Origin of the sequence: Pseudomonas sp. PS02303 (genome assembly GCF_029959925.1) — a bacterium.
Lineage (GTDB): Bacteria > Pseudomonadota > Gammaproteobacteria > Pseudomonadales > Pseudomonadaceae > Aquipseudomonas > Aquipseudomonas mandelii.
Genome location: NZ_JASCOM010000379.1, coordinates 1 through 4032 on the forward strand (window position 1 = coordinate 1; position 4032 = coordinate 4032).

Sequence of the window (4032 nt, forward strand, 5' to 3'; positions counted from 1 at the left end):
GCCGTTCGACGCAGTCGAACACGCTGCATGTAGGTCGTCGCGAAGCAGACCGGAGGGCAGTGTCCCCGGATGGATACCGGAGCGAAGGAACGCCGAGCCCAGGCGAGGGGCCGGACGTTTGGGGCGAGCCTTTTTTTGCTTACTTTTTTTTGGCGTTTGAAAAAAAAGTGAGTCGCCGTAAGGGCGAAACCGCCAGCCGCCGTAACCGCAGGAATGGATATGTACCCGGTCAACCACAACATGGTCGGCCCGAAGGCCGCCATCGCTGACAGGCCAGCGCCCACAGAAACTCCCGGGCAATCCGCGGACTCGCGCAACAACGGGGAAGAATGTTAGCGTGCTTGGCATTCACCAAGCCCCGACGAGCCCTCCTCCCATGAAAAAGACCGTCCTCGCCTTCAGCCGCGTCACCCCGGAAATGGTCGAGCGCCTCCAGCAAGACTTCGACGTCATCGTCCCCAACCCGAAAAACGGCGACATCAACGCCCAGTTCAACGAAGCGCTGCCCCACGCCCACGGCCTGATCGGTGTCGGCCGCAAACTTGGCCGCGCACAACTGGAAAACGCCGCCAGACTCGAAGTCGTCTCCAGCGTCTCCGTCGGCTACGACAACTACGACGTCGCCTACTTCAACGAACGCGGGATCATGCTGACCAACACGCCGGATGTCCTCACCGAAAGCACCGCCGACCTGGCCTTCGCCCTGCTCATGAGCAGCGCCCGCCGCGTCGCCGAGCTCGATGCCTGGACCAAGGCCGGACAATGGCAAGCCACCGTCGGCGCACCGCTGTTTGGCTGCGATGTACACGGCAAAACCCTGGGCATCGTCGGCATGGGCAACATCGGTGCGGCCATTGCCCGTCGCGGGCGACTGGGCTTCAACATGCCGATCCTCTACAGCGGCAACAGCCGCAAGACTCAGCTGGAGCAAGAACTCGGCGCGCAATTTCGCAGCCTTGACGAACTGCTGGCCGAAGCCGATTTCGTTTGCCTGGTGGTACCGCTCAGCGAGAAAACCCGGCACTTGATCAGCCACCGCGAACTGGCCCTGATGAAGCCGAGCGCCATCCTGGTCAACATCGCGCGCGGTCCGGTCGTGGATGAGGCCGCCCTGATCGAAGCGCTGCAAAACAACCGCATTCGCGGCGCCGGGCTGGACGTCTACGAGAAAGAACCATTGGCCGAGTCGCCGTTGTTCCAGCTGAAAAACGCGGTGACGTTGCCGCACATCGGCTCCGCCACCCATGAAACCCGCGAAGCCATGGCCAACCGTGCGTTGGCTAACCTGCGCAGCGCACTGCTGGGCGAGCGCCCGCAAGACCTGGTCAACCCGCAAGTGTGGAAAGGCTAACTAAAACGGGCAGAGACTTATAAAGTCTCTGCCCGCTCCTTACATAACTTGCAATTCAGTCAGCCCACTAAAATAGTTCAAGCGCTATACACTCACCACCACTTATCCGACCCACGGAAAACAGTGATGGAGCACTCTAGCCTTGAACAGTATTACTACCGACAAGATCATCAGATACAGCAAGCTGGCACTAATGACTTATATAAGCTTTTTTGGCCTGCTGGTGATGTACAGCAACTTCACCGACTACGCATCCAACTATGAGTACGTCAGTCATATTCTGAGCATGGACACCACCCGGGAAAATATCAACCTGAACTACCGGGCAATCACCTCACCCATGCTCCACCACCGGATCTATTGGTTCATCATTACACTAGAAGTGATCTATACGGCCTTCTGCCTGATTGGCGCCTATTATCTTTTCCATTACAGGAATGCGCCGGCCGAGGAATTCCATGAGGCCAAGAAGTTTTCAATCATCGGATTATTGATCGCCATATTTGTCTACTACGTTTGCCTGCAAGTGATCGGCGTTGAATGGTTCAACATGGACGAATCACAAACCTGGAATGCCAAGGACTGGGCCCGGCATATTGTCGACTTCATACTTCCGCTGCTGATATTCGTCGCACTCCGGACCGAGCGCTAAGCGCACTCGGCCCCGACGTATTCAGGCGAGTTTGCCATTGCCTTGCGCTATCGGCGCCTTGGGTTTGCGGAACACCAGTACGTTGCCAAGCATCACCAAAACTAGCCCCGCCAATGCCGGCGCGGTCCATTGATAGCCTTCGGCAAACGCCGAGACATTCAGCGCCACGACCGGGAACAGCACGGTGCAATAGGCCGCTCGCTCCGGGCCCATACGCCCGACCAGCGTCAAGTACGCGGTGAAGCCGATGACCGAACCCGGAATCACCAGGTACAGCAGCGAGCCGATATAGCGCGCGTTCCATTCCATGTCGAACGGAATGCCCCTGACCAGACACCACACCGACAACATCGCGGCGCCATACGCCATGCCCCAGGCGTTAGTGGTCAACGGCTTCAAACCGGCCTTCTGTTGCAGGCTCGAGAGCATGTTACCGGCCGAGAAACACAGGGTGCCGAGCAATGCCAGGCCCAGGCCGAGCAAGGTTTCCGGGCTGGCGGTGTGGCCGGCCAACTCAGGCCAGAACAACAGGCCAAGCCCGGACAAGCCCAACGCACCGCCCATCAAAACGTTGCGGGCGATTTTCTGGCCGAAGAACACCCGTGCATTGAGCGCGTTCCACAACGTGGCCGTGGAAAACACCACGGCGACCAGCCCGCTGGGAATCCACTGACTGGCCGTCAGGAAACACATGAAATTGATGCAGAACAGGCACAAGCCCTGTGCCAGACAGATCAAATGCCCGCGACGGTTCATCACTTGCAGGCGCCGGCTGAGCAGCAACAGGACGAACAGCACCAGTGCCGCGAGGCCGAAGCGATAAACGATCGACACGGGAATGGCCACCACACCCAACTGCCATTTCAAGGCAATCCAAGTGGTGCCCCAGATCAGCACGGTCAGCAAGTACAACGACAGGTTCATGACAAAGGCTCCTCGATAGGAACTCAGTGTCCTGCGCCAAGCGTGGGCGCACTTGCATAAACTTGCGCTTTTGTCGTGGCGGAGGCTGGCAGCGCATGGTCTACGGAGTAGGATGCAAGGCGTTGGAGAGAAGCCATCATGCCCACACTGGAAACCCTGCAAGTCTTTCAAGCCCTCAACCGCTCGCCCAATGCTCGTCTGGAGCAAAGCGCCGAGCTCGGTGACGGCATGGCTGCAGCCTTGTGGAGCAACCATCACGACGCCCAGGATTACGAAGCGCCGAGCCACCACACACTGTCGTGCTACATCGCTGGCGGCACCGGCACGTTCCGCCGCGATCAGCCCGGCACCAAGGGCGGCCCGGACAAGCTGTGCATCCTGCCGGCCGAGCATCAGTCGGGCTGGGTGATCAACGGCGACATTCGCCTCGCCCATGTGTATTTCAGCCCCGAACAATTTGCCCTCGGCTGCGTCACGCTGCTGGACCGCGAGCCTCGCGAACTGCAATTGCGCGAAGCCACTTTCCTTGACGACCCGGCGCAGGCCCGACGCTTTCGGCAGATGCTTACCCTCAGCTGGGACGAACCCGGCGAGCGCCTGCTCACCAGCAGCCTGGCTCACGAAATGCTCAGCCACGTGTTGCTCGGCCAGGTCGGGATGCGTGAGGGCTTGCGGTTAAAAGGCGGATTGGCGGCGCACCAGCGGCGGCAGTTGGTGGAGTTCATCGACAATCAGTTGGCCGAGGCGATCAGCCTGGGGCAATTGGCGGCGTTGTGCACGCTGTCGGAGTATCACTTTGCGAGGATGTTTCGGGAGAGCTTTGGCTTGCCGCCGCATCAGTATGTGTTGGCGCGCAGACTGGGCCGGGCGCGGGAGTTGTTGCGTTCGACATCGCAGCCTTTGGGGGAGATTGCATTGGCGTGTGGCTTTGCCAGTGCGAGCCATTTCACCAATCGGTTTCGGCAGGTTTTGGGTGGAACGCCCGGCGAGTATCGGCAGGCGTTTTTGCGTTAGTCCCGACATTTTCAGCGCCCGTCATGCCGTCTTCGCGGGCAAGCCTCGCTCCTACAAGGACAACGTAAAACGTGTAGGAGCGAGGCTTGCC

4 protein-coding genes are annotated in these 4032 nt (G+C 59.5%); 3 read left to right on the top strand and 1 reads right to left on the bottom strand.

The genetic code is table 11. The features are described from left to right. Window positions 1-376: 376 nt before the first annotated feature. Together QMX98_RS32875 and QMX98_RS32880 are read left to right on the top strand one after the other, a co-directional pair. Window positions 377-1351, top strand: coding sequence for a D-glycerate dehydrogenase (locus QMX98_RS32875; protein ID WP_169856327.1), 975 nt, complete (start codon window positions 377-379; stop codon window positions 1349-1351). Between the two features lie 142 nt (window positions 1352-1493). Continuing rightward, window positions 1494-2003 (top strand): DUF2165 domain-containing protein, encoded by a 510-nt coding sequence (locus QMX98_RS32880; protein WP_010463155.1) that lies wholly within the window; start codon window positions 1494-1496, stop codon window positions 2001-2003. A 21-nt stretch (window positions 2004-2024) separates the two neighbouring features. Here QMX98_RS32880 and QMX98_RS32885 read toward each other — a convergent pair whose 3' ends face one another. Continuing rightward, window positions 2025-2927 carry a DMT family transporter gene (locus QMX98_RS32885; RefSeq protein ID WP_282411995.1) on the bottom strand — a complete coding sequence of 301 codons (903 nt, stop codon included), beginning with the start codon at window positions 2925-2927 and terminating at the stop codon, window positions 2025-2027. Between the two features lie 138 nt (window positions 2928-3065). Between QMX98_RS32885 and QMX98_RS32890 the strand changes: the two genes are divergently transcribed. Beyond that, window positions 3066-3941, top strand: a complete 876-nt coding sequence (locus tag QMX98_RS32890) for an AraC family transcriptional regulator (protein ID WP_010463159.1) — start codon at window positions 3066-3068, stop codon at window positions 3939-3941. Window positions 3942-4032 lie beyond the last annotated feature (91 nt).